20 protein-coding genes, 1 tRNA gene and 1 pseudogene are annotated in these 21,479 nt (G+C 31.5%); 10 read left to right on the top strand and 12 right to left on the bottom strand.

The window, feature by feature from the left end; translation table 11 throughout:
- The coding region (locus tag ACGH6S_RS09700) for a hypothetical protein (RefSeq protein WP_411578798.1) at positions 1 to 372 on the top strand (372 nt) is incomplete at its 5' end.
- A 181-nt stretch (positions 373 to 553) separates the two neighbouring features.
- Here the strand turns inward: ACGH6S_RS09700 and ACGH6S_RS09695 are convergent.
- The 4 genes from ACGH6S_RS09695 to mobH all read right to left on the bottom strand — a co-directional run bounded on the left by ACGH6S_RS09695 (position 554) and on the right by mobH (position 3,693).
- Positions 554 to 622: transfer RNA gene (locus ACGH6S_RS09695), tRNA-Met, on the bottom strand.
- A gap of 229 nt (positions 623 to 851) precedes the next feature.
- Positions 852 to 1,499: a site-specific integrase gene (locus ACGH6S_RS09690; RefSeq protein ID WP_174798342.1), complete on the bottom strand. Its 648-nt coding sequence runs from the start codon at positions 1,497 to 1,499 to the stop codon at positions 852 to 854.
- Positions 1,493 to 1,810, bottom strand: coding sequence for a phage integrase SAM-like domain-containing protein (locus tag ACGH6S_RS09685; RefSeq protein WP_174798343.1), 318 nt, complete (start codon positions 1,808 to 1,810; stop codon positions 1,493 to 1,495). Before ACGH6S_RS09685 ends, ACGH6S_RS09690 begins: the two co-directional genes overlap by 7 nt.
- Positions 1,811 to 1,836: 26 nt before the next feature.
- Entirely contained in the window at positions 1,837 to 3,693 is a 1,857-nt protein-coding gene (gene mobH / locus ACGH6S_RS09680) for a MobH family relaxase (RefSeq protein WP_174798344.1), read from the bottom strand.
- Between the two features lie 367 nt (positions 3,694 to 4,060).
- Between mobH and ACGH6S_RS09675 the strand changes: the two genes are divergently transcribed.
- From ACGH6S_RS09675 to ACGH6S_RS09640, 8 genes and pseudogenes are all read left to right on the top strand, one after another.
- The gene (locus tag ACGH6S_RS09675) at positions 4,061 to 4,522 is read left to right on the top strand and encodes an STY4534 family ICE replication protein (protein ID WP_296302663.1); all 462 of its coding nucleotides are present in this window, start codon (positions 4,061 to 4,063) and stop codon (positions 4,520 to 4,522) included.
- Positions 4,523 to 4,700: 178 nt separating this feature from the next.
- Positions 4,701 to 5,078 carry a HigA family addiction module antitoxin gene (locus tag ACGH6S_RS09670; RefSeq protein WP_174798346.1) on the top strand — a complete coding sequence of 126 codons (378 nt, stop codon included), beginning with the start codon at positions 4,701 to 4,703 and terminating at the stop codon, positions 5,076 to 5,078.
- A complete protein-coding gene (locus tag ACGH6S_RS09665) occupies positions 5,068 to 5,358 on the top strand; it encodes a type II toxin-antitoxin system RelE family toxin (RefSeq protein ID WP_065583136.1) in 291 nt (96 codons plus the stop codon). The genes ACGH6S_RS09670 and ACGH6S_RS09665 overlap by 11 nt, the downstream gene beginning before the upstream one ends.
- Positions 5,359 to 5,624: 266 nt before the next feature.
- The gene (locus ACGH6S_RS09660) at positions 5,625 to 6,017 is read left to right on the top strand and encodes a hypothetical protein (RefSeq protein WP_174798347.1); all 393 of its coding nucleotides are present in this window, start codon (positions 5,625 to 5,627) and stop codon (positions 6,015 to 6,017) included.
- Positions 6,018 to 6,091: 74 nt separating this feature from the next.
- Positions 6,092 to 6,505 (top strand): hypothetical protein, encoded by a 414-nt coding sequence (locus tag ACGH6S_RS09655; protein ID WP_174798348.1) that lies wholly within the window; start codon positions 6,092 to 6,094, stop codon positions 6,503 to 6,505.
- A 107-nt stretch (positions 6,506 to 6,612) separates the two neighbouring features.
- Positions 6,613 to 6,870, top strand: coding sequence for a hypothetical protein (locus ACGH6S_RS09650; RefSeq protein ID WP_174798349.1), 258 nt, complete (start codon positions 6,613 to 6,615; stop codon positions 6,868 to 6,870).
- Between the two features lie 356 nt (positions 6,871 to 7,226).
- A pseudogene (locus ACGH6S_RS09645) lies at positions 7,227 to 9,741 on the top strand (DNA cytosine methyltransferase).
- Entirely contained in the window at positions 9,738 to 11,000 is a 1,263-nt protein-coding gene (locus ACGH6S_RS09640; protein ID WP_065637651.1) for a restriction endonuclease, read from the top strand. The pseudogene ACGH6S_RS09645 and the gene ACGH6S_RS09640 overlap by 4 nt, the downstream one beginning before the upstream one ends.
- Before the next feature lie 116 nt (positions 11,001 to 11,116).
- Here the strand turns inward: ACGH6S_RS09640 and ACGH6S_RS09635 are convergent, their stop codons facing one another.
- The 6 genes from ACGH6S_RS09635 to ACGH6S_RS09610 all read right to left on the bottom strand — a co-directional run bounded on the left by ACGH6S_RS09635 (position 11,117) and on the right by ACGH6S_RS09610 (position 17,333).
- Complete coding sequence (locus ACGH6S_RS09635; RefSeq protein ID WP_411579521.1) at positions 11,117 to 13,417, bottom strand: SNF2-related protein; 2,301 nt, start codon at positions 13,415 to 13,417, stop codon at positions 11,117 to 11,119.
- 81 nt (positions 13,418 to 13,498) lie between these two features.
- A complete protein-coding gene (locus tag ACGH6S_RS09630) occupies positions 13,499 to 14,977 on the bottom strand; it encodes a DUF6094 domain-containing protein (protein ID WP_411579519.1) in 1,479 nt (492 codons plus the stop codon).
- Positions 14,978 to 14,992: 15 nt separating this feature from the next.
- Positions 14,993 to 15,571, bottom strand: a complete 579-nt coding sequence (locus ACGH6S_RS09625) for a hypothetical protein (protein ID WP_174798352.1) — start codon at positions 15,569 to 15,571, stop codon at positions 14,993 to 14,995.
- 79 nt (positions 15,572 to 15,650) lie between these two features.
- Positions 15,651 to 16,202, bottom strand: coding sequence for a DUF3275 family protein (locus tag ACGH6S_RS09620; RefSeq protein ID WP_160430877.1), 552 nt, complete (start codon positions 16,200 to 16,202; stop codon positions 15,651 to 15,653).
- A gap of 85 nt (positions 16,203 to 16,287) precedes the next feature.
- Positions 16,288 to 16,674: a hypothetical protein gene (locus tag ACGH6S_RS09615; protein WP_174798353.1), complete on the bottom strand. Its 387-nt coding sequence runs from the start codon at positions 16,672 to 16,674 to the stop codon at positions 16,288 to 16,290.
- Between the two features lie 305 nt (positions 16,675 to 16,979).
- Positions 16,980 to 17,333 (bottom strand): hypothetical protein, encoded by a 354-nt coding sequence (locus tag ACGH6S_RS09610; protein ID WP_065590133.1) that lies wholly within the window; start codon positions 17,331 to 17,333, stop codon positions 16,980 to 16,982.
- 460 nt (positions 17,334 to 17,793) lie between these two features.
- Here ACGH6S_RS09610 and ACGH6S_RS09605 point away from each other — a divergent pair, with 460 nt between their 5' ends.
- Entirely contained in the window at positions 17,794 to 18,057 is a 264-nt protein-coding gene (locus tag ACGH6S_RS09605; protein ID WP_411579517.1) for a hypothetical protein, read from the top strand.
- Positions 18,058 to 18,204: 147 nt separating this feature from the next.
- Here the strand turns inward: ACGH6S_RS09605 and ACGH6S_RS09600 are convergent, their stop codons facing one another.
- Together ACGH6S_RS09600 and ACGH6S_RS09595 are read right to left on the bottom strand one after the other, a co-directional pair.
- Positions 18,205 to 19,812, bottom strand: coding sequence for a conjugal transfer protein TraG N-terminal domain-containing protein (locus tag ACGH6S_RS09600; RefSeq protein WP_411579515.1), 1,608 nt, complete (start codon positions 19,810 to 19,812; stop codon positions 18,205 to 18,207).
- A gap of 349 nt (positions 19,813 to 20,161) precedes the next feature.
- Entirely contained in the window at positions 20,162 to 21,478 is a 1,317-nt protein-coding gene (locus ACGH6S_RS09595) for an integrating conjugative element protein (RefSeq protein WP_174798356.1), read from the bottom strand.
- Between the last annotated feature and the right edge of the window lies 1 nt (position 21,479).

The raw sequence follows: 21,479 nt of genomic DNA, 5'->3' as shown, positions 1-21,479 counted from the left end.
GGTATCACTGGCATTTATGTTAATGTGGCTGCCAATGTATTGTTGAGTAATTTATGTACAGCAAAGATCAACAGCCCTAACCTCTTGTTGCTTTTTACAGCTTACGATAGTAATAAAGACAATAATATAAATGATCGTATGAAAAAGAAGACGCTGATGAGTGATTTTAAATTATGGGGCTGGGATAAAAAACACATACCATACTCCAGTGTATCAAGGCAAAATACTGATCCTCTCAAAAATATTAGAGATTACCCTTCTTTATTATTTTATTGTTTTGGTAATAGTATTGTTCATATTGTTCAAGCGATATCCAGCCGTTGGCTGCCGAAGACGAATACAATTATGATATATTTGAATATATTCAAATAGTGCTTTATTAGACAACTTCCTCGTTTTATAGTAACAACCATGAATAATAGGGATTTTAGTGTATGAAAAAAACTTCCAACAACCGTATTATCCCAAACCTATTTACGGCACAAGGCTCATTAAACGGCACAATGGAAAATCTAAGAAATGCTTAAGAACTTATATAAATCATAGTGTTTAATGGTGGCCCCTACTGGACTTGAACCAGTGACCAATCGATTATGAGTCGAACCAAACAACTAATTGATTTTAATATTTAAATAATTTCTACGTATTAATAAATCTCATAATAGAGGGATAGATATTGTTAACAAATAATAAATAAATTAAAAATTTTGTCAACATTAATAATCACCAATTATTGTATAATTACTAATGTATTACTACTAGTATTCTATATCAATTACATTGAATACTAGTAGTAAACCATTATTGAATAATTTTCATAATCAATAAACAATTATTTATATAATTAACCATTATTTTAATTGATTAAAATGCTCATCTAAACAAGATCTTAATTGATCATGATCTGTTACTATATATTCTAATGTTGTTGATAACGATGAATGCCCTAATAGCTCCTTTACTAATGTTACATTTCGATCGGGTTGTTTCATCAGATTTGTTGCTAATGTATGTCTGAACCTATGTGGGCTGACTTTAACATTGCAAACTTTTGATAATCGCTGAAAAAACGCATCTATTCGATCAAAATTCATTTCTTTGTAAAAATCACATTTACCATTTTTAAAATGATAAATATTAAATAGCTGCATGTTCGGTTTTTTATTTAACATTTTTAATTGTTTCTTTAATTCAACAATATCTTGAAAAACATCGTCAATTAGTGGGATTTCTCGTTCGTTATGAGTTTTCGAGCCCTCTTCTCTTAAAAAAAGTTTTTTATCTTTATCATTAATATCACAAATACGAATATGCAACAATTGATTACGTCGAATACCTGTATATTGCAAAATTTTAATCAGTGTTATCCAAAATTGGGCTGGATAACAAAAATCTCTTGGTGATTCTTTTAGCTGTTTTTCTTTAAGAAAACTTAAACAAATATCAATATCTGCTTGTGATATAGTCTTTTTGGCTTTCTTCCCTGGTTTTATTAACATCTTATCAAATGGATTTTTTTTTGAATAACTAAGCCTTGTTCTATACCAAATCCCATTAACGCTTTAAAATGACGACAATAACTATTCCATGTTACATGTTTACATTGTCTGACTTCCAAAATATGGCTTCTAAAGTTTGATACTGTTTTATGGTTAATTGAGTTAATATTTGTAAAATCACTATTAAAAAATCGAGTAAATGCTTCAATATACCTTCTATAATTATAGATAGTTTGTTTACGCAATTGTTTAAATTCTAGATATACTATGAGCAATTCCTGCCAAGACATTTTTTCTTTTGTTATTTCCATAAATACTCCTGATTCTCATTTTCTCACTAATTGTTTTTGTAAATATTAACATCATGAATTAATGTTAGATGTGGATTATCAGGGAAATTATTCTCAATAGCAAATAATGGTTTGTTATCAATTAAATAACCTTTGATAAAAGTATGGCTCTTTCTTTTTCCCGAAATGAAGCATTTCCAGATGTTAAATCCTTCATCACTAAATTTGGTATGAATTTTTAAATTTTGGAATTCACGTTGTAATTGTTTCCAGTTGCTATCATCATCATTACCATTTATATATAAACTGTATTTTCTAAAAATTTTGGGAGTTACCATGAATATTTTACTGTCAACAGTATGAATGCACGCATTTTGGTTATTAACTGGTAATTTTTTACCAATAATTTGACTTCTAACCCATTTAAAAAATGGGTGATTATAGATATCATCATTATCTAATGTGTTAGAAATACACTCATTTGAAATAGAAATATTATTATTTTTTAAATCATTTTCTTTTATTTGACGATCCGCTTTGGAATTGTCACAATCATCATGATTATCAGCCATATCTGTTTCAGATATCTCAGTATTTGTTTTTTCATTAGAAAATAGGTTTAATATTATATCTTGCATTCTAGAAGCTTTGTCATCTACAGACTCAGATGCAATGTTTAATTTAGACTCTTCTTTAACCTCCTCCGTTGAAATATTATCAGGTATGGAGTTAAGATTATCTGCTTCTGTTGCTTCTGTTAACAGTGGAGTGATTGAACCCTTGAATGGTTCTGGAGCATTAGTAATATTATGAAAAGCCACATTGGCAGGTATACGGATAAGTGTTAGTTTTTCAGCAACCCAACCACTATCAGATTCAATTTTACACGGCCAAATAGTTTTATCTTCATTTGCTATTGCTATCCCGTGCTCTTTTAGTATATTAAATATTTTTGCATTATCAGTAGGTATATCAGTTATACCGTTTTGCAGCAAATTAGCTTTCATTTTATCGGTAAATGATTTGCTAATAACCCAAACATCTTTTCCATCAAACCAACCATCACAGGCTTTTGGGCCATTCAACACTAATTCTGATTCAATTAAATACCTTATCGAAACAATCATTTTACTCATTAGTGATACTGGTTTACTTAGTATTTTTGTCGGATCTCCACCTAGATTATTCGATACAGAAAACATATCTGCTTTTTGTATAATTTCGGATAATACGCCAGCTTTTTCAGTATGGCCTGAACATAAACTTAAAAAAGATTTAAACAATTCAGGGAATTGTGATAACCAAATGATACTTTCATCTGGTAAAATTCGTTTAATCATCAATGCTGCAGCACTCGGATGAAGAGAGTAATCCCTATCTTTTTTATAATTAAACCGATACGGTAAATCTAAATTGCTTTTCCACGGATACCAAATTTTGCCATCGTTCATTTCAACATGAACATCTACAACAACTTTACCTATGTCATGTAACAATGCACCGTATACAACTGCCGCACTCCAAGCCTGAGCTTGCCTTGGAATATCTTCTGCGTTAGCTCCAAGTAAGTAAGATTGCCTCAACTTCAATGCATAATTTGCCACCTCAAGTCCGTGATCAATCATACCACCTGTATACGAATGATGGTGTGCCTCCGAAGCGGGCAGTAATTGCACTATTTCAACATAATTATTGATAACATCCATATATAATTTATTAAACCGCTGTTGATCAATTGATACTCGTTGCCAAATTAGTGAGATCAGCTTTTTTCGAGAAGGTGTATCAAGCAATTCTGTTGCCGATTTTGGAATATACCAGTCTTCCAATGATGATGAATTCTCATGAGTACTGATACTCTCTTGTTTATTTTTAACAATTAACTTTTTTAAGAAATGAAGCATAATCAATACAATTTTTAAATACCTGTATATTTATCAATATAAACTTGATGAACCATATTTAATATAGAAAAATAAATATTCATATTGCGAATTTTTACTTAATTAGTATAATTAGTTCGTTTCCGCTACTTTTAGTAGCAAACAACGAGAAGATGATCGTTAATTCTCAGACGTTGCCAATAAAATGGGACGTTCCTTTTTTAAGGTGATCACATCCCAACAGCCAACAAACTCACTACTTTCGTAGGTTGGTAACATCTATTGGATGTTGAGTTCTTATAAACTTACTTTTTACTCACCCATAGGGGAATTTTATCCCTATTGGGCATAAATTCTCCTTTTTATTGACTTAATTTTGGAGAATATTATGACTAACTTAACTAATAACACAGTAACTAAACAATTTTTTGATTTACATACAACTGGAATTGGCTATTTAAACCGAATCCGTGAAGTTAAAGTCAAAAATGGTAAACCTTATTTATCATGTACAATCGCAGCACTAAGGGGAAATTGCCAAAACGCCGAATATACCTACATTAACTGTAACGTTACTGGTGAAAAAGCAAAAAGCTTAGTTGAAAAATGCATTGAAGCAAATAAAGCCAACAAAAAAATCTTAATCAGTTTTTGCGTCGGTGATATCTATGCTGAAACATTTACATACAGCACTGGAGTTAAAAAAGGAGACGTTGGAATCAATTTAAAAGCTCGATTACTAAAAATCTCCAGCCTTAAAATTGATGGTGAACTTAAATATTCGGATAAAATCGAACATTTAGAAAATCAAAGTGAACCTCATGACGAAGAACTCAATAATGTTGCGTAACAATTAACAACTCAAAAAAAGCAAGGAAACTTGCTTTTTTAATTGTTAAATCAGTTGCTTCAACTCTCCATTTGTGATGAAATTCCTCACAGGAAAAGGCTTATATGATAAAAAGTTTTGAACATAAAGAACTGGAACTTTTTTTGAAACTGGTTCAACTAGAGGTATTGGAGCATTTATGGAAATGTTTAACCCTTCACATCCAGGTGAAATTTTATTAGACGAAATTTTACCTAATACATTAAATATGACTATTACTGATTTTGCTAAACATCTAGGTTTTTCACGTGAAACAATATCAAAAGTGTTACATGGTAAAGCCCCTATTTCACCAACCCTAGCTTGGCGATTAGAACTAGCTGGAATTAGCACTGCAAGAATGTGGTTATCATTACAATCCCAGTATGATTTATGGCAAATTAAACACAAATCAAACCAACCAGAAATAATTCGTTTAGTTCCGTGCATTGACGAAGATGAGGATATTCTTAGAATTGCCGAAGATAGACTCAGAAATCCAGGTAAAATTATTGAGGTGAATGTGGATGACCTTTAAAGTCGTGTTCGATGAAAAGGCATTTAAAGAATGGAATAAATTAGATCGGAGTATACAGCTTCAATTTAAAAAAAAGTTAAAAAAACTTCAGATTAACCCCTATATTGAATCAGCTAAGTTAAGTGGTTCACTGTCTGGGTGTTTCAAAATAAAATTGAGGTCATCTGGATTCAGAATGGTCTATAAAGTTATTGATGAGCTTATTATTATCAAAGTGTTAGCGATAGGTAAGCGAGAATCTTTAAATGTTTACAACGATGCAAAGCAGCGCATTAATTAAATCGTTATACTAATTTTTCCGCTACTTTTAGTAGCAAACAACGAGAAGATGATCGTTAATTCTCAGACATAGCCAGTAAAATGGTATGTTCCTTTTAATTAAGGTGATCACATCCCAACAGCCAACAAACTCACTACTTTCGTAGGTTGGTAACATCTGTTTGATGTTGAGTTCTTATAAACTTATCTTTTACTCACCCATAGGGGAATTTTATCCCTATTGGGCATAAATTCTCCTTTTTATTGACTTAATTTTGGAGAATTATCATGACAATTAATTACATTAAAGACTTATTTACAAGTAATTATGGATTTAAACTAGAGATCAATTTCACTGACAATAATCAGGTCGAAATTATCACTTCTGAGCGTAGTTTCAATTCAATTATTGAGGCTGAAAATGAAATTACTCACTTTCTTGGTGATATTTGGATGGATGGTGAAATTAATAATCGTCCGTGTGAAGTTAAACGTGCATCAATAGTAGACAATTCTACCCAGAACATAGTAATTAGCGGCTTAGTAAATGTAGTATTAGTTCATTGGCAGTTAAACCCAACAACTAATTTCATCGAATATCTGAAACGCAAATTACCTATTGTTCGTAATATTGAAATAGCTAAACTCATTGATCTAACTCGTTATGAATTAGCTTTATAAAAACTCTACACATTCCATTAGGAGAATACTCCTAATGGAGTGTTCTCCATCAATTAAACTATAGGAGAACACTTATGTATATTGAAAATAAACTTGATAATGATACTAGTAAACGACTCTATCTTAGAGATGACATTATAAAGATTGATGACGATATATTATCTAATATTAAACGATATGATTTGATTAATTCATTCTCTGATGGAGAAGGCGTTGAATTTAATCTCTATCTATCAAAAATGGAAGATTGGTTGATGAAACAATGGCAATGTAATAATTTAAATGATTTCAATCATAAAATTGCTAGCCGTTTCAATTCATCTTATAAAGAAATTTTATCATCAGGAGATTATACACAATGTTTTTTGATTTGCTTTTTGGAGCATTTAAAAGAATTAGGTCATAATGCCTATTTTGATTTGTATTCTGAAGCTGTATTAAGTATTGATGGTGAAATTATTGATAATATCTGTCTCTTAATTAGTTAAAACATTCACAATAAAAAGCAAGGAAACTTGCTTTTTTTACAACAATGATGTAATACATACTAAGAAATAAATTATAATTCTTTGTTTTTCGACTAAGGAAAAAATAAATGAGGCATTTAATAATTTATCCAGACATTAAAGCAAGGGCAATCAAGAACCCGTCTGAAGAGGATTATTTACGTTATGAAAATACTGATCATGGTCTACTTGATGATGATACATTTGGAGAGTTAACTAAACGAAAAATTCAAGAGTTATTCAAGACTCAAAGCTATGTTGAACAAGTTGGAAATGAAATCTGGCGAGTTAAACCAGATGGTTCTCGAGAACTCGTAAAAAGGATTTTTAAAATTGAATGTAATTAACAATACTAATGAAACTAAACTGAATGATCTAACATTTCTTATTATTTGAAATAAGTAAGCAAACTAAAATATATCTAATTGGATTACAGGATATATGATAAAATCACTTAAGATAGAAGTATCAGCTAGAACTTAAATTAATCGTCCAATTTATTGAACAATATGTAGTTTATTATTAATACGATCATAAACTATATTTTTCGTAATAAAGTTTATATGCGAATGAATAAAATCTTATTACGAAAAATATAGAAGATACAAATGGTTTAGTTTTTATATCTAATTCATCTCCTCTCGGCCATTTCTCAAAAAACATATATGGGATAAAATAGTTGGATAATATTAAGGAGAAATTGATGAGCAAAAAACATACATACATAAGTCTTTTTTCATCTGCCGGAGTCGGATGTTATGGGTTTAAATTAAATAATTATGAATGTATTGCAACTAATGAATTAATTGAAAGAAGAATTAATATTCAAAAAATTAATAAAAAGTGTCGTTTTGATTCTGGATATATTAATGGTGATATTAAACAAGATGAAATCAAACAACGTATTTATCTAGAAATTCAGCGTTGGCAAAAGTTAGGTTATCATCGTGTTGATGTCGTCATTGCAACACCTCCTTGTCAAGGTATGAGTGTTGCTAATCATAAGAAAAAAGAAAATGAAATTGAGCGAAATAGCCTTGTAGTTGAAAGTGTAAATATAATAAAAAATATTCGTCCATATTTTTTTATTTTAGAAAATGTTCAGGCATTTTGGAAAACAGGTTGTACAAATAATCAAGGAGAATTGGTTGCTATTGGCGATTTAATCTTAGCTGAATTGGCAACGGATTATAAAATTGAACATCGAATTATCAATTTTAAGAATTATGGTTCAAATTCATCTCGCACAAGAACTTTAGTAATTGGAGTGGATAAAAATTTATCACATTCCCCTAGCCAATTTTTTCCTGATGAACGTGATGAAGTTACTCTTAAGAAAGTAATTGGCAACATGAAATCACTTGATTGGGGAGAATATGATAATAATGATTTTTATCATAGTTTTCGTGTTTACCCTGAACATATGCGAGCTTGGATAACTGATATTAAGCAAGGGCAAAGTGCTTTTGATAACGTTGAATTAAATAAACGTCCTCATAAAATTGTAAATGGTGAAATAGTGCTTAACAAATCCAAAAATGGGGATAAATACACTCGCCAACTTTATGATAAAGTCGCTCCGTGTATTCATACTAGAAATGATCAACTAGCAAGCCAAAATACTGTACATCCAATAGATGATCGTGTCTTTTCTATTCGTGAATTAATGAAATTAATGACTATCCCTGATCAATTTAAATGGGTCGATATATCATTAGAAACATTGAATAATTTATCTTTAGCAGAAAAACAAAAAATTTCTAAGAAAAATGAGATGAATATTCGTCAAAGCATTGGGGAAGCTGTACCAACAGCAATATTTAAAACGGTTGCGGAAAAAATTAAGCAAGTAATTTGATATGACAGAGAAAGAAATATTACAACTGATCGAAAGACATGAACTTAATGATGAAAACTGTTTATCTAATTACCTTTTATCACAACTTAAAAATAACACTATAGATACTACGGTACTTTCTCGTATTATTGAATTAAGTAATAGTGAAAGAGAAAATTATTCTGCTTATTATACAAACCCTTTTATTATTCAAGAAATCATTAATTATTTACCTGATTTTTTGGAAAAATCACAACTACATATTTGTGAACCATCAGTAGGTGCAGGTAATTTCTTACCTTTCTTATTTGAGAAATATAAGCATATCCCAAAAGTGAAATTCACGTTAATCGATATTAACCCCAAAACTTTAGAATGGGTAAAATTAATTTATAATCAACAAAGATTACCCGAAAATATTGAATTAGAATTTATTTGTAATGATTTTATGTTATATCAACCAGAGAGAAAGTTTGATTTAATAATTGGTAATCCGCCTTTTACAAAGCTAAAAAGAACAGACCTTAGTTTATTTGATATAGAAAACTATAGCCAAAATGTCAAAAATCTCTCGGCCTTTTTCCTTGAAAAATCGTTACAATGTGCAGACGTTATTTCTTTAATTATGCCTAAAAATTTACTTAATACTCCTGAATATAAGGAAACGAGAGAAAAGCTAACAAATAATAAGATCCAATCTATTTTGGATTTTGGTGAATTAGGTTTTAAAGGTGTATTGGTAGAAACAATCAATATAATTTGTAATTTGAAAGAAAATAATCAAAGAAATATTGATGTATGTTCTTTACCTAAAAAACTAAAATTAATCCAAAAAGCAAATTATATTTTTGATTCTGCTTTACCTTATTGGGTTATATATCGGGATCAAGATTTTGATAAGGTGTTTAAAAAGTTAAAATTTAACCAGTTTACTGTTTTCAGAGATCGTCAAATTACAAATGAAAATTTGTCATTAGTAAAAAAACATTCAGAACAAGTTAGAGTATTAAAATCTAGAAATATTAGTGATTTAGGTGATAAAATTATAGATATAGAAAATTATGATGCTTATATTGAGCAAACAAAATTAATGAAATTATCCGTTGCTAAATATTTTGATCGTGAAGATGTTTATTTAACACCAAATATGACATATAAGCCTAGGTTAATGCGAAAACAAAAAGGCTACATTATGAATGGTTCAGTTGCAGTATTAATACCTAAATTTTCATATCATCTATCAGATGATGAATTAAAATATTATGCAAGTTCTGAATTTAGACATTTTTATCAAATAGCAAGGAATTATCAGACAAGATCGTTAAATATTGATGCTAATAGCGTTTTTTGGTTTGGTTTAAAAAATAGGGAGATAAAATGAGTAATGACTTTATTCAAAATTTCTTATCAAAATATGATTACGATGTGAAACTATCAGGTAATGCGCGTTGGATTGATCAAAAATGCACTTATGATGTTGTGCAAATTATTGCTGACTGTATTCTAGAATATACACAATCAAGCACATCAACCTCTTTTACAGTTAAAGACATTTGGGATAGTAAATATGCTCAGGAAAATGTGCAAACGATATTTTCAAAACCAGATCCTAGCCAAAAATCACGCAATGAATATGATAAGTATTTTGGACAACCTATTAAGTTACTCGCTTATAGTCGAATTTTAATTGAAACTAAAGTTAGTACTAGGTACTTATATCGAATTAATAACCTTGAATTATTACAACATATTGCTTTACGTCCATTAAATACACTGAATTTCCTTACTCATTATATCGAAAAAGTATTAAAAGACAGTGGATTGGCTACTAGTTTTAATGATTTTCTTAAAGTCCAAAATAAAGAGAGTTATCAACAATTAAAAGATACGTTTACATCATTTACGATTGACAACACACCGATTAACGGTAGTATAGAGTGTGGACGAATTTTTACAAAAATTATCAATCCATTAGCATTCAAATATAAAAAGCGGGGAACAGAAAGAGGACATATATCTAAAAACCTAATTACACTGCAAGATCTCACTTATAATCGCTTAAATTGGCGAGATCAACTATCTGGAAAGTCGAAACAAATTTCACGTCAAGAACACCAATCACTAGAACAACAACAATCAAAAAATTACCACGAATATTTGGTACAGAAAGCTAAAAAAGATGTGCGTAAATTTAACGATCTATATCGAAACGGAAAATCTGAAGTGTATCAATTAGGTGAAGATATTTTAGCAAGCCAGATTCATCATATTTTCACAAAGTCTGATTTTCCTGAAATTGCAGATTACCTTGAAAATTTAATTGCTATAACACCAAATCAACATTTTGGCATGGCACACCCTGAAAATAAGACCGCTTATATTGATAAAAATTTTCAGTACATCTGTTTAATTGCTAAATGTTCATCTATTATGGAAAATTTAACTCATTCAAAGGGCATAAAAATCTATGATTTCGAAGATTATCGTTTTGTATTAAACGTTGGCTTTAAAACCGATAAATTTAATTATATTCCCCCATTAGATTTTGCATCTATAATTAAACAAATTGATTTTTTCTGTAGTGATTATTTAGGAGGTGCATATTCAGCTCTTGTGGAAAGTAATTATCCAGTAATATAAAAACTAGAAAATATTTCCCATTAAACTATACAAAAATGGGGAACATGTTGTTGATGAATTTATAATAACAAAAACTGACACATAACGTGCCAGCTTTTACTTTATATCACTTATTTTTATACGGCAATTAGCTGTTTTGCTAAAGCCACTTCAATGGATTCATCATCAGAATTAAGTATATCTAATCCCGATTCAGGCATATCCCCTGAAGTACTTTGTGAAACCGCTATTTTTTTTGCCATTAATTTTAAACAGCTTGTTTGTGCTGAATTTTCATAGCCCAAATAAATCACTTTTACATCATTTTTCTGGCCAATTCTGAACGAACGTTTTGCTGCTTGTTGCAATGTGTAAACATTAAAACCAGTTTGCAAGAAAATAATGGTCGGAAAATCGAGTAAATCAAGACCTGTTTTAACAAGTTCTGGATTTGTTATGACAATATCATAATCTTTATCCACTTTGTCTAAGATCCAATCCTCCCTCTTTTCTGGCGACACATTTGATTTTAATATAGCTGTTTTTAAACCAGCTTGTTCTAAAATAAGCTTAAGCCGTCCAGTTATGTCTCGAGTACCAGTATAAGTTGCATATACTAATACTTTACGACCATCTGTTTTTTCAGCTAAACAATGTTCAACTAAAGATTGCTCTTTTGGCGAACATTCAATAAAACTATCACCCTCATCACCACTAAATACAGATGGCACAAAAGCCAGCTTATCTCGTGTTCTTGGATGAGTGACTGTTTCTGCTCTAAAACAGCAGTCAGGCCATGCAAGTAAGGTATTGAGTACAACACCAAGTAATGTTGTATCTCTTTTCACTAATGCACTTCTCAACTCACTCTTAAGTTTATTCGATAAATCATCGTAATAACTTCTTTGCTCATATGACATTGGAATATCAATATACTCTTCAGTATAATTCGGGAGAATATTATCACCAATATCTTTAAGCTTTAGAAATACTGTATACGGTAATACATATCGTAAAATACCCTTTGGTCCAAAACCTGGAGCTTTTTGTGTTCGATGAGAAATCTGATTACCTTTTGCTGTTTTATGACTATTTCCATGCCTTTCCGTATATAGGTCTTTAATGATTCCATGATCTCGCATAAACTCCATTGCTGCGGTACCAAGTGAACCTCTGCTATTCGGTTTATAACCGTCTTCAATCATCTTAGACGTTAATACACGAAAAAGTAAAAAAAATAGGTCATCTGCATATCCTCCCATAAGAGTACCAGTTAAAAGTAAAATCTTTTTAACTTGGCTAGCAAGCACCCCCATGGCCTGCCCTTGTGCAGAGCCTTGATTTTTATACTCATGACCTTCATCAACAATCAATAAATCAAAAAATCCTTGTGGTAAATATCTTTTGATAAATTCGGTAGCTTGATAAGCACCTTCGCCAAAACCAAATTCAAGTTTAGCTAAAGCTTTTTCCATTCTTATTGCTTGTCTGTCAGTAAAAATAAACTCACCATTTTCATTCATAAGATTAACAAAATCTGATGCATTATCCGCAAGCAGATCAGATAGAAAATCGTCACCAAATTTATTAATTAGAGATTCAGCTTTCACTGGCCCAACTGTCGGAATTTGACACATCGATTTTTTAACTCTGTCTCTAAAACTAGAATTCGAGTTATTTAATGGTCTAATCAAAGTCCATAAAGCACTGCCACAATTCACACAAGTTGTTCGATGTTCTTTCAAAACAAAATCGCTAAAAAGAATTAACTCCCCATCGTCATCACGACAAAAATTATAACAGTCGGGACAAGCAGCACAGTCTTTTTTTATGTATTTTGTTTTAACTTCCCCACGTTCATGAATATTTTGCTTTTGGTAAATAGGTTTTGATTTCAGTGCATGTTTCCAGTGGTATCCCATTCGCATTCGAACACGTCCTAAAACGTAAAATTCAGGCACATTAGATGTAATACCTAACTTAAGCTCTTGCCTCAATTTTAATAGCTTCACAAGTGTATCTGAGCCATTTAAAACCCATACTCTTGCACCTGGTATCGTTTCTAAAATTTCTCGTCGCCATTTATATACAAGATGAGGTGGCGAAATTATCAGATTACGTCGATACTGGGCTTCATAGTGAAGTACTGCTGCCACAGCAATTGCCATCATTGTCTTTCCTGTTCCCATCTCAGCGTTGATAATCGCTGCTGGTTCATTCTGATCTAATAACAATTTTGTAACAGCCTGTACAACATTAGCTTGTTCACTAAATGGTTTACGTTTTAACTGTTCCATAATTGATTGTCGTTCAAATGACATATCATCCTCGCTGTAAACTGGAGGATTAGATGCATTCAAACTATCCAATAATGAATCTTTAAATTCATTAATAAAACTATTTAAATCAATTTGTGTATTTAATGTTACTTGTTCCATTTTTAATCCTTAGAAAAAAAGGGATACAAGCTCCACAAGGGATTGTATCCCTTATGGGTTAATGTTTAAATTAATATAGATTTAATATTCATTTGGCAGCATCAACGTAGTGATAAAACCTCGCTCACCATGCCATTCGGTAATAATCCATAGTTTTATATCATCAGAAAGCTTATAACTTGCAAATAAGCGGTCATTTTTTTGTCCTTGCTTTAACACTTGATCATTTAATTTTTTGTCACTATCGTCCATATCATCTCCCCAATCGCCATTTCTATAACGACTAAGAGCGCTTGAAACAGCAAGTGCCATATTAAAATCACGATCAGCTAAGCACTTAATCCCTTCTGTGGAATAAATCAATCCAGTTACAACTGAGCAGGATTGATTATCTTCAACATGTGTACCATTTTCATCCAATTCATCCAATTCATCAACTTCGTTAATTTGACTAGAAATCACCAATAACGAACCAAATGTTTCAGAATTTGGAGTGAAATCAAATGCCTTAATTGAAGGAACAAATTTATCGGTCAAAATTGTTTTTGATTCAACAATAAAGCCCTCATCATCCAAAGTATTTTCAACACTTTTTGACTTTGATTTGTAAGTATCACCTTTAATGATATAAGTTTTACCTGTATTGGATTTTACAATACCATTGATTTCACCAGCAGCTAGTGCTAACGATAAATGCCAATCCGACATTTTACACAACGGTTTGCGTTTGCGTTCACAACATTTTTTGAAAAAAAGATTAAAGTCATTCCATAGTCCACCTATCTTTTGAACTTCCTGACCTAACTCTTCATCAGTAAATGATAGTTTATAGAAAGATTTAACTTCACTTTCTGGCTCAGGAATTTGATACATCGGCTTATTTGTAACAGCTATCTCATCAGGAACAATTTCTCCTTCAAAAATAGCTTCAAATTTTGCCTTCATATCATTTTTTTCCTGAAGTGCTATATCATTTTGTCGAACCTTTCTTCCTAAAATAACAATCTGCTTGAATTGTTTATCACAAGCTGTAAATATTGAAATATCAGTGAACTGACTTGCAATCCAATTTGAAAGCATCTCATCAAGCTGAGTAAACGGAATTATTAATACTAAAATACCGTTATACTGAAGCGACGGGATCGTAAAACGATAGAATATTTTCTCTAGTCGTTTGTAGTCTTTCTGATAATTTGTAATTGCTCCATTATGTTCACTAGTTAAATCTCCATATGGTGGATTTAAGAATAATAAACCAAAGGAATTAGGTGAAATAACGGTATCAAATAAGTCACTTCTTAACAAAACATCACAATATTTTTGGGCTAGTTCTGCTCGATGTCGATTGTATTCAATACCATATAGTTTTGCTTTATGACTAAGTGAATACGCAATATTACTTGCTGCTCGAGCTTCACCAACACAAGGATCTAAAACTCGAATAGCAGTATCAGTTCTTACAAAATGGCTAATAATTGCATTTGTTGTAGCATCATCCGTTGGATAATAGCCATTTTTAGCAAAATTATGCGCCACTCTCGGCGATATAAGTGCAACCATAAATACTCCCTATGATTATGATAAAGTTAAAATACCATCACGAATTTTTTGGCTCATGATTTGAGTTAATATTGTGTCGTTTACAATGATTGTTGTTGCATCAATATCACCAACAATTGCTTTATGTTCTTTAATCATTCCTTGTTGTTTAGCAATCGACACAATTTCGTCAGCCCAATGTTCTAAAATGGGTACAGATGAAAGTGTTTTAATTGCATCAAAGTAACGATTATGTCTAGTGGAAACATCTTCTATCTTATAAATAGAGATCATTGAATTTGAATCACGGTTTGGCTCAATAATGCGTTTATCAAAAATAAAAGCATGAATCAACGAACCAAATAACGTTTTAGTTACTTTCAATGTGCGCTTTGCATAATACTTTCCTTCAGCTAAAAACACTCGATGATGATTTAACTTAATATCCGTTAAACCATGTGTAGTTGTTTCGCCAATCGTAAGTTTTGCAAAGAGTTCCTGCATTGCGGTATCTTTCCCCCATACTGATAAAAAAATCAGTTCGGAGTCATTATTCGCAATACAACAATCACATTTCAAATCTGGAATATCTTGTAATGTAAGAATGTTACTCATTAAAGTTTCTCCTTAAATCAATATAAGGAGAAACGATCTCTAGGAAGACCTGTTTCTCCCCAGAGATAGATAAGTTAAGTTAAAATTGTTCTGGCAATTTATTCCAACATTGGCTTTTATAGTCAAAATGGTAACCAAGTTCGATTAAACGTTTTTTCTGGGAACGTATTTTTAAGCGATCCTCCGTTGAATCTAGTTTAACTTGATCACCTATCGGCCATAAAATACCAAACAGTTCAGCATCACCTGAACCTGAGGTAGCCATAGTTTCTTCATGTTGATGTTCAGTATTAACTTTCTGAACTTCAGATGACTCAGTCTGACAAATAGGGTCTTCTGATACATGTATTTTTTCCGAATCTGCTTCATCTAATTTGGATGAATTAACCAGATCCATATCTTCAATATACGCACAACATTCAATAACAACACGATTGCCATAACTATATGAAGAAGATTTGATTTGTTTAATCACAAACGACCCTTCATATTTTCCAGCTTCATACTGATCCAATAATTTATTATCTTTTAAAGAAAATTCACCAATGGATGTAAAAAGCTTGGCGACATTGAAATTGCCATATTTACCCGTTCTTGTTGTAATGACTAATTCACCAGGTATTGAAATCATATTAATGCTCCAGTATAAAAAGTAAAAATAAAAACCAACTACTTTATGCGTAATAAAGTAAGCTGGTTTAAATGAAATAGGAAAACTATTTTTGTAGTTGATGATAATTTCTAACTTGAGTTCGCCATTCGTGATTTACTTCAAAATTAGCTAATTCAAGGTAATTAAGTGGACATGAATAATAAGGAGGAAAAGATAATTCACAATAATATGAATAGCTCCAAGCCTCGTCAATTTGTCTGATCAAATTACATTTTATGTAACGGTATTTACCTGCCAGTAAAATGTTTCGATAATCGTTTATGACATTAAATTCAATTAATGACCATAATATGGTTACTCCATGAATATAGTCATTACAAACATGAAATTGCAATGTTTTTTCTTCATAATGTTCACTATAAACAGGAGCAATTAATGAATTAATTAACTCAGATTTAGTATGAATATTATGCTCTGAATACCATCTCATAATAATAAACCTCCTCAAACAAAATCAGGAGATATCACTCAAGAGGAGTGAAAATCCCCCTCCTGGTTGACACATTAAAATTAAGACTTATGTAAGTATTCTTGAATGATTGAACTTAATGATACATCATCAGGTATAGTTGCTTCACAATTGATTAAAGCAAGGAAATATTCTGTCGAAAGAAGTATGTATTCGTTAGTTAACATGGATATTCTCCTAATTAAAAGTTGAATAAAAAAGGAGAATACTTTCCACAGGAGAAAATATTCCCCTATGGGTAAAAGATAAAAACAATTAATTACTTATTAAAATAATTTTCTTGTTTTATTTTGGATCTCATTTTTTTCTAATGAGGCATGAGTTAGTTCTCGTTGTTGCACCAATGCTGGAAGTAAGTCATTGTATTCCTCAATTCTTAGCATTCGAATATCTTTCAATGAAGGTGTAAACCAACTAAACTTTTGTCCCAATTGTTGAACGGCTAAAACACAAGTTACTGCATTAATACTACTATTACCAAAATACACAGATCCTTGCTTCCATTCAAAACCAAGCTTTTTTAACTCATCTCTAACTTCTTTATAAGCATTAGTATATGCACCAGGATAATAGTGCTCTAACCTGCTAGTATCGAAGTCAAAAGTAATTGCATAAGACATTGAGTATTCCTCAATATGTGAATGTGATAGTCTATAAAAACTCAACATCAAACAGATGTTACCAACCTACGAAAGTAGTGAGTTTGTTGGCTGTTAGTGTGTGATCACCTTAAAAAAGGAACATACCATTTTACTGGCTATGTCTGAGAATTAACGATCATCTTCTCGTTGTTTGTTACTAAAAAAGTAACTAAAACTAGTTTCATTATAATGCAAATGATTCACTAAATTCAATATTAAATTTAAAATCAACAACTAGTTATGCTATGCCCTTTTTATTTTTAGCCTTTTCAGCCTTTTCAAGGTAGGGCCATTCCCATTATGGCCCATTACCATTAATAACCTTTACCTTTTTTCCTTACCCTTTTACCCTTTGTTTTTGCCATTTAAGTATTTAGCATTGACACAAAGCAAAATATATTTTATATATAAAGGCTAAATTTTAATCAGAGGCATAAAAATGGAAAATAAAGATAAGTCAACACAATCTGACACAAACCATAAAATGCTGTTTAATAGCGACGGATTTGAATTATTTATAAAAATTTTATCAGTTTCTGTAACATTTATATTGTTTATATTCAAAGGCATACTCTACGTATTACCGTTTTTTTTGGAAACAACACCAGATGAAGAAAGAAGAAAGAAAAGAAGAAGAAATGAAATATCTTATTACGATGATGAAGGTCATGCTTACACAAGCGATGGCGATAGAATGTGGTGATAAAAGAAAAGGTTATTATAAATAATAAGCTAATTAAGCAGAGACATAAAAATAGAAAATAAGGATAAGTCAACACAATCTATTTTAAATAACTGGCATTTAATCTAATGCCAGTTATTTTGACACAACTTATCTAATTCCCTTTAACTATTTTTTCCCTTTTGTTGCAACTTTCATTGCAATGTCTTTTCCTTGTTTAGCCTTACTTATTCCATCTTCTCCTGCCTCTTGCATTTTACTTGAATTTTTATTCATAAAACTCTCTAGTCCTGAACTAACTTTAAACCCAGCCCACGACAAACTTGCAAGTAAAATCAAAGGAAACCCAATAAACACAAATGACGTAATAATATCAACTAACGATTTATTAATATTCCATCTATCTGACATAAAATGAATAGCATTATTTTCATACATAATATTAATCAGTCTAGAATCTAGAAAACGTGCCAGTTCCCAGACAAATGTTAAAAATATCAATGAAAACAGGACAAATGTTAGCGTGATTATCGTCTTCGGTTCAAATCCCCCAATTAAACTAATGATAGGTAATAAAATAATAATAGACATTATTAATATCGATTGAATCATGGGTGCTGCTTGTCGCAACGCATCAATTTCAATAAAGTTCGACATAGAAGAAAAAAATGCCCCGACTGACGCAATTGAACTGCCAACTTGCTCAGATATCGATGGATCCCTATTTTCGTAGTCAACAAACAGATAATCTGAGCTCTGTAACATTTTTTTGGGATTTAAAACTGAACGTAAAACAATTTCATTCAGCTCTTCTTTACTGTTTGTCAACCATTCCCAAAACGAAAATTTATTAATGTTTGGATTTAAATTACCTGTTTTTGATTTTTCATTAGACTCGATCTTAATCTGCTGATTAATATCAGCAATCAGTGCTTTTTTTAAGCCATTTTTACTGTCACTCCACCACGCTTTACATGAAGGATAGCCAGTATTACCTTCTCCTGGTGTTAATCCAACATCTCGTTGTTCATCATATGGCCAGCGATGTTGCGGAGTTTGAGCTCTAAACGAATCATAATATCCTGGTGTATTTAAATAGTATGACGATCCTGGCCATGTCACATCACTAATTAAATCATCAGGTAATTTAGACAACTCAGTACTTAATTTGTTAAACGAAGGATTGAAACAAAATGAATAAAATTCATTAGCTTCTTTTTTCAAAATTGGATCTTTTACTGCTAGCTCTGAAATTGTTGTACGAATCTCTCGTAAATCCGTATTACACGGTAATGTCGTAACTACAGATTGCGTGAAGCCTGAAGATAACGAATGAACAAAATACCACCAAATAGGAACATAAATTTGTTGTCCATTAAATAAAATACTATTTTTTTTAAATGATGACGATTCTGGAGATATTTCAGCGTATGAACATTCCATTTTCTGTCGAGTAATTTTTCCGTTATCGATAGCTGCTGAAAATCCGCTGTGCTCATAGTGTAATACACGAATATCAAGAGGGATTGACGGATAACATGCAAAGAAAATGACAACCATGCTAATATAAATGTACGTTTCCAATCTAGTCAGAATAACGTTTGCATGCTTACCTTTTAATTCTCCATCCTCCATAACATTTATCGTGATGCTAAGCATTTTGAATATAAAAGGGACAATAAAAAGACCAGAAGATGATATAATGCTCCATATTCCGTTATTTACCAACCATGCTAGTGACAATGTCACATAATCAAAAAAACTCATTGCAGACATATATCATTACCCCATTTTAATAAATAGCATCACTTCATTAAAACAAATTAAAGCAACACATAACATGCTAATTCTAAAAACTAATCTGTTGTAATATATCTTTTTTTCAGTTGTTACTACTTTTGTCTTTATCATTTTTTTTAGTTTTAATAAAAGAAAACCAGTAAAACAATAAATACACAAACGCATTACAAGAAAAAAAAAGTAATAGCTACTCAAAAATACATTAATAGAAGCAATTTTACGTTCTGTTAATGAAAAAACAGATAATATGCAACAAATTAATCCAAGTAAAAAAATAAGAGAAATTGCAAGTTTAATAATTTTTTTCTTATTCATATTTAACTCGCTATTTATTTGCGTCAAAAGATTCATGATTATCGATATGCAAAATAGCGCCTTGCTGTCTTTGCTGCTTTCGTTCTTGTATGACAGATAAAGTATTGCCTGCAATGGATTTACGCATATCGTACTCTAATTTAATTTGATTCAGCTCCATATCCAGTTCACCTATCTGGTCCAAAATTGTAGACTGTACTGGTTCATTTTTAGCAACATTTGGCTCTTTACGGCCTGCCAACATGATACGTCGCGCCATCATCGCTTCTTCAATAGTCCTAGACAACGCCATTTCACTCGCTAAACGTTTCACTAGTACAACACGCTCATTATCTTCTCTCAATGTTTCAATGACACTTCGAGTGACACTTACAGAGCTACCTTCTAGTGCCTCTAATTCCGCTTTGCTAATAGGCTTTGTACCATTTACTAAATCAACCAACTTTTTATAATAAAATTCGTAGTATTCTTCGGTTTTAGGGCTTAAACCAGTTCCTGGCTTACCTGTATCATTGCCGTTTTGATTTTCACTATCAGTTACCATGGTGCGCTCACCAACCACATCAGTTAGCCACACTTGTGCCTCACTAGGTTTATTCCATGTTTTATAAACCCCCCCTTTATTTTTTGCATCACCAACGGGAGTTGTATCCGTAACGTTTCGATTTATTAATGAGTTATAGCCAGCTAAAGCAACATCACTGGTTATCTTAATCGGATCTTGTCCTTTCCCTCCCCTTTTCACTCCCCCAACCCATGAAATACCGTTTTTCCCTGCATCACTATCAATTTGTTTATCAGCTCGAATAGCATCAACTTTCTTTCCATTTAACATCTCGGCCATATTTTCGGCTTTAGCTACTTGAACCAAACTTGCAGAATCTGTGTAATCAGCCATTTTTCCAGCAAGTTGCTTACAGCTTGTCTTAATGTCTGAATAATCTAATTTTGCTTGTAACACACCATTTGTTAACAAATCGTACAGTTGAGGATTAGCTCGTTGTATAACTAGGGCTGGTAAACTTGCAACTGCGCCTTTGGCGTTGTTAACAACTTCACTCATAATATTGTTAAACCCCTCTGTTACACCATTTAGTTGATTAGAGATTGTTGAGCTAATATCAAAATTACCGCACATCATAGAGTTCCATTTGCCCGTATTCATAATGGATTTGGGTTTATCAAATGTATATGTAGATCCTTTTACCGAACCACCGCCGATACGATAATAAAGACTATCAGATATCCCGCCAGTTGAATTAGCATAACTATAGGAGCTAATTGTCAATAATAATGCTGTTATAGTCATTGTTGTTTTCTTTGCCATG

The organism is Gilliamella sp. BG3 (assembly GCF_046635605.1).
Taxonomy (GTDB): Bacteria; Pseudomonadota; Gammaproteobacteria; order Enterobacterales; family Orbaceae; genus Gilliamella; species Gilliamella bombi.
Note: the sequence above shows the minus strand (reverse complement) of the source record. Positions and strands in the feature narration are given on the sequence as shown.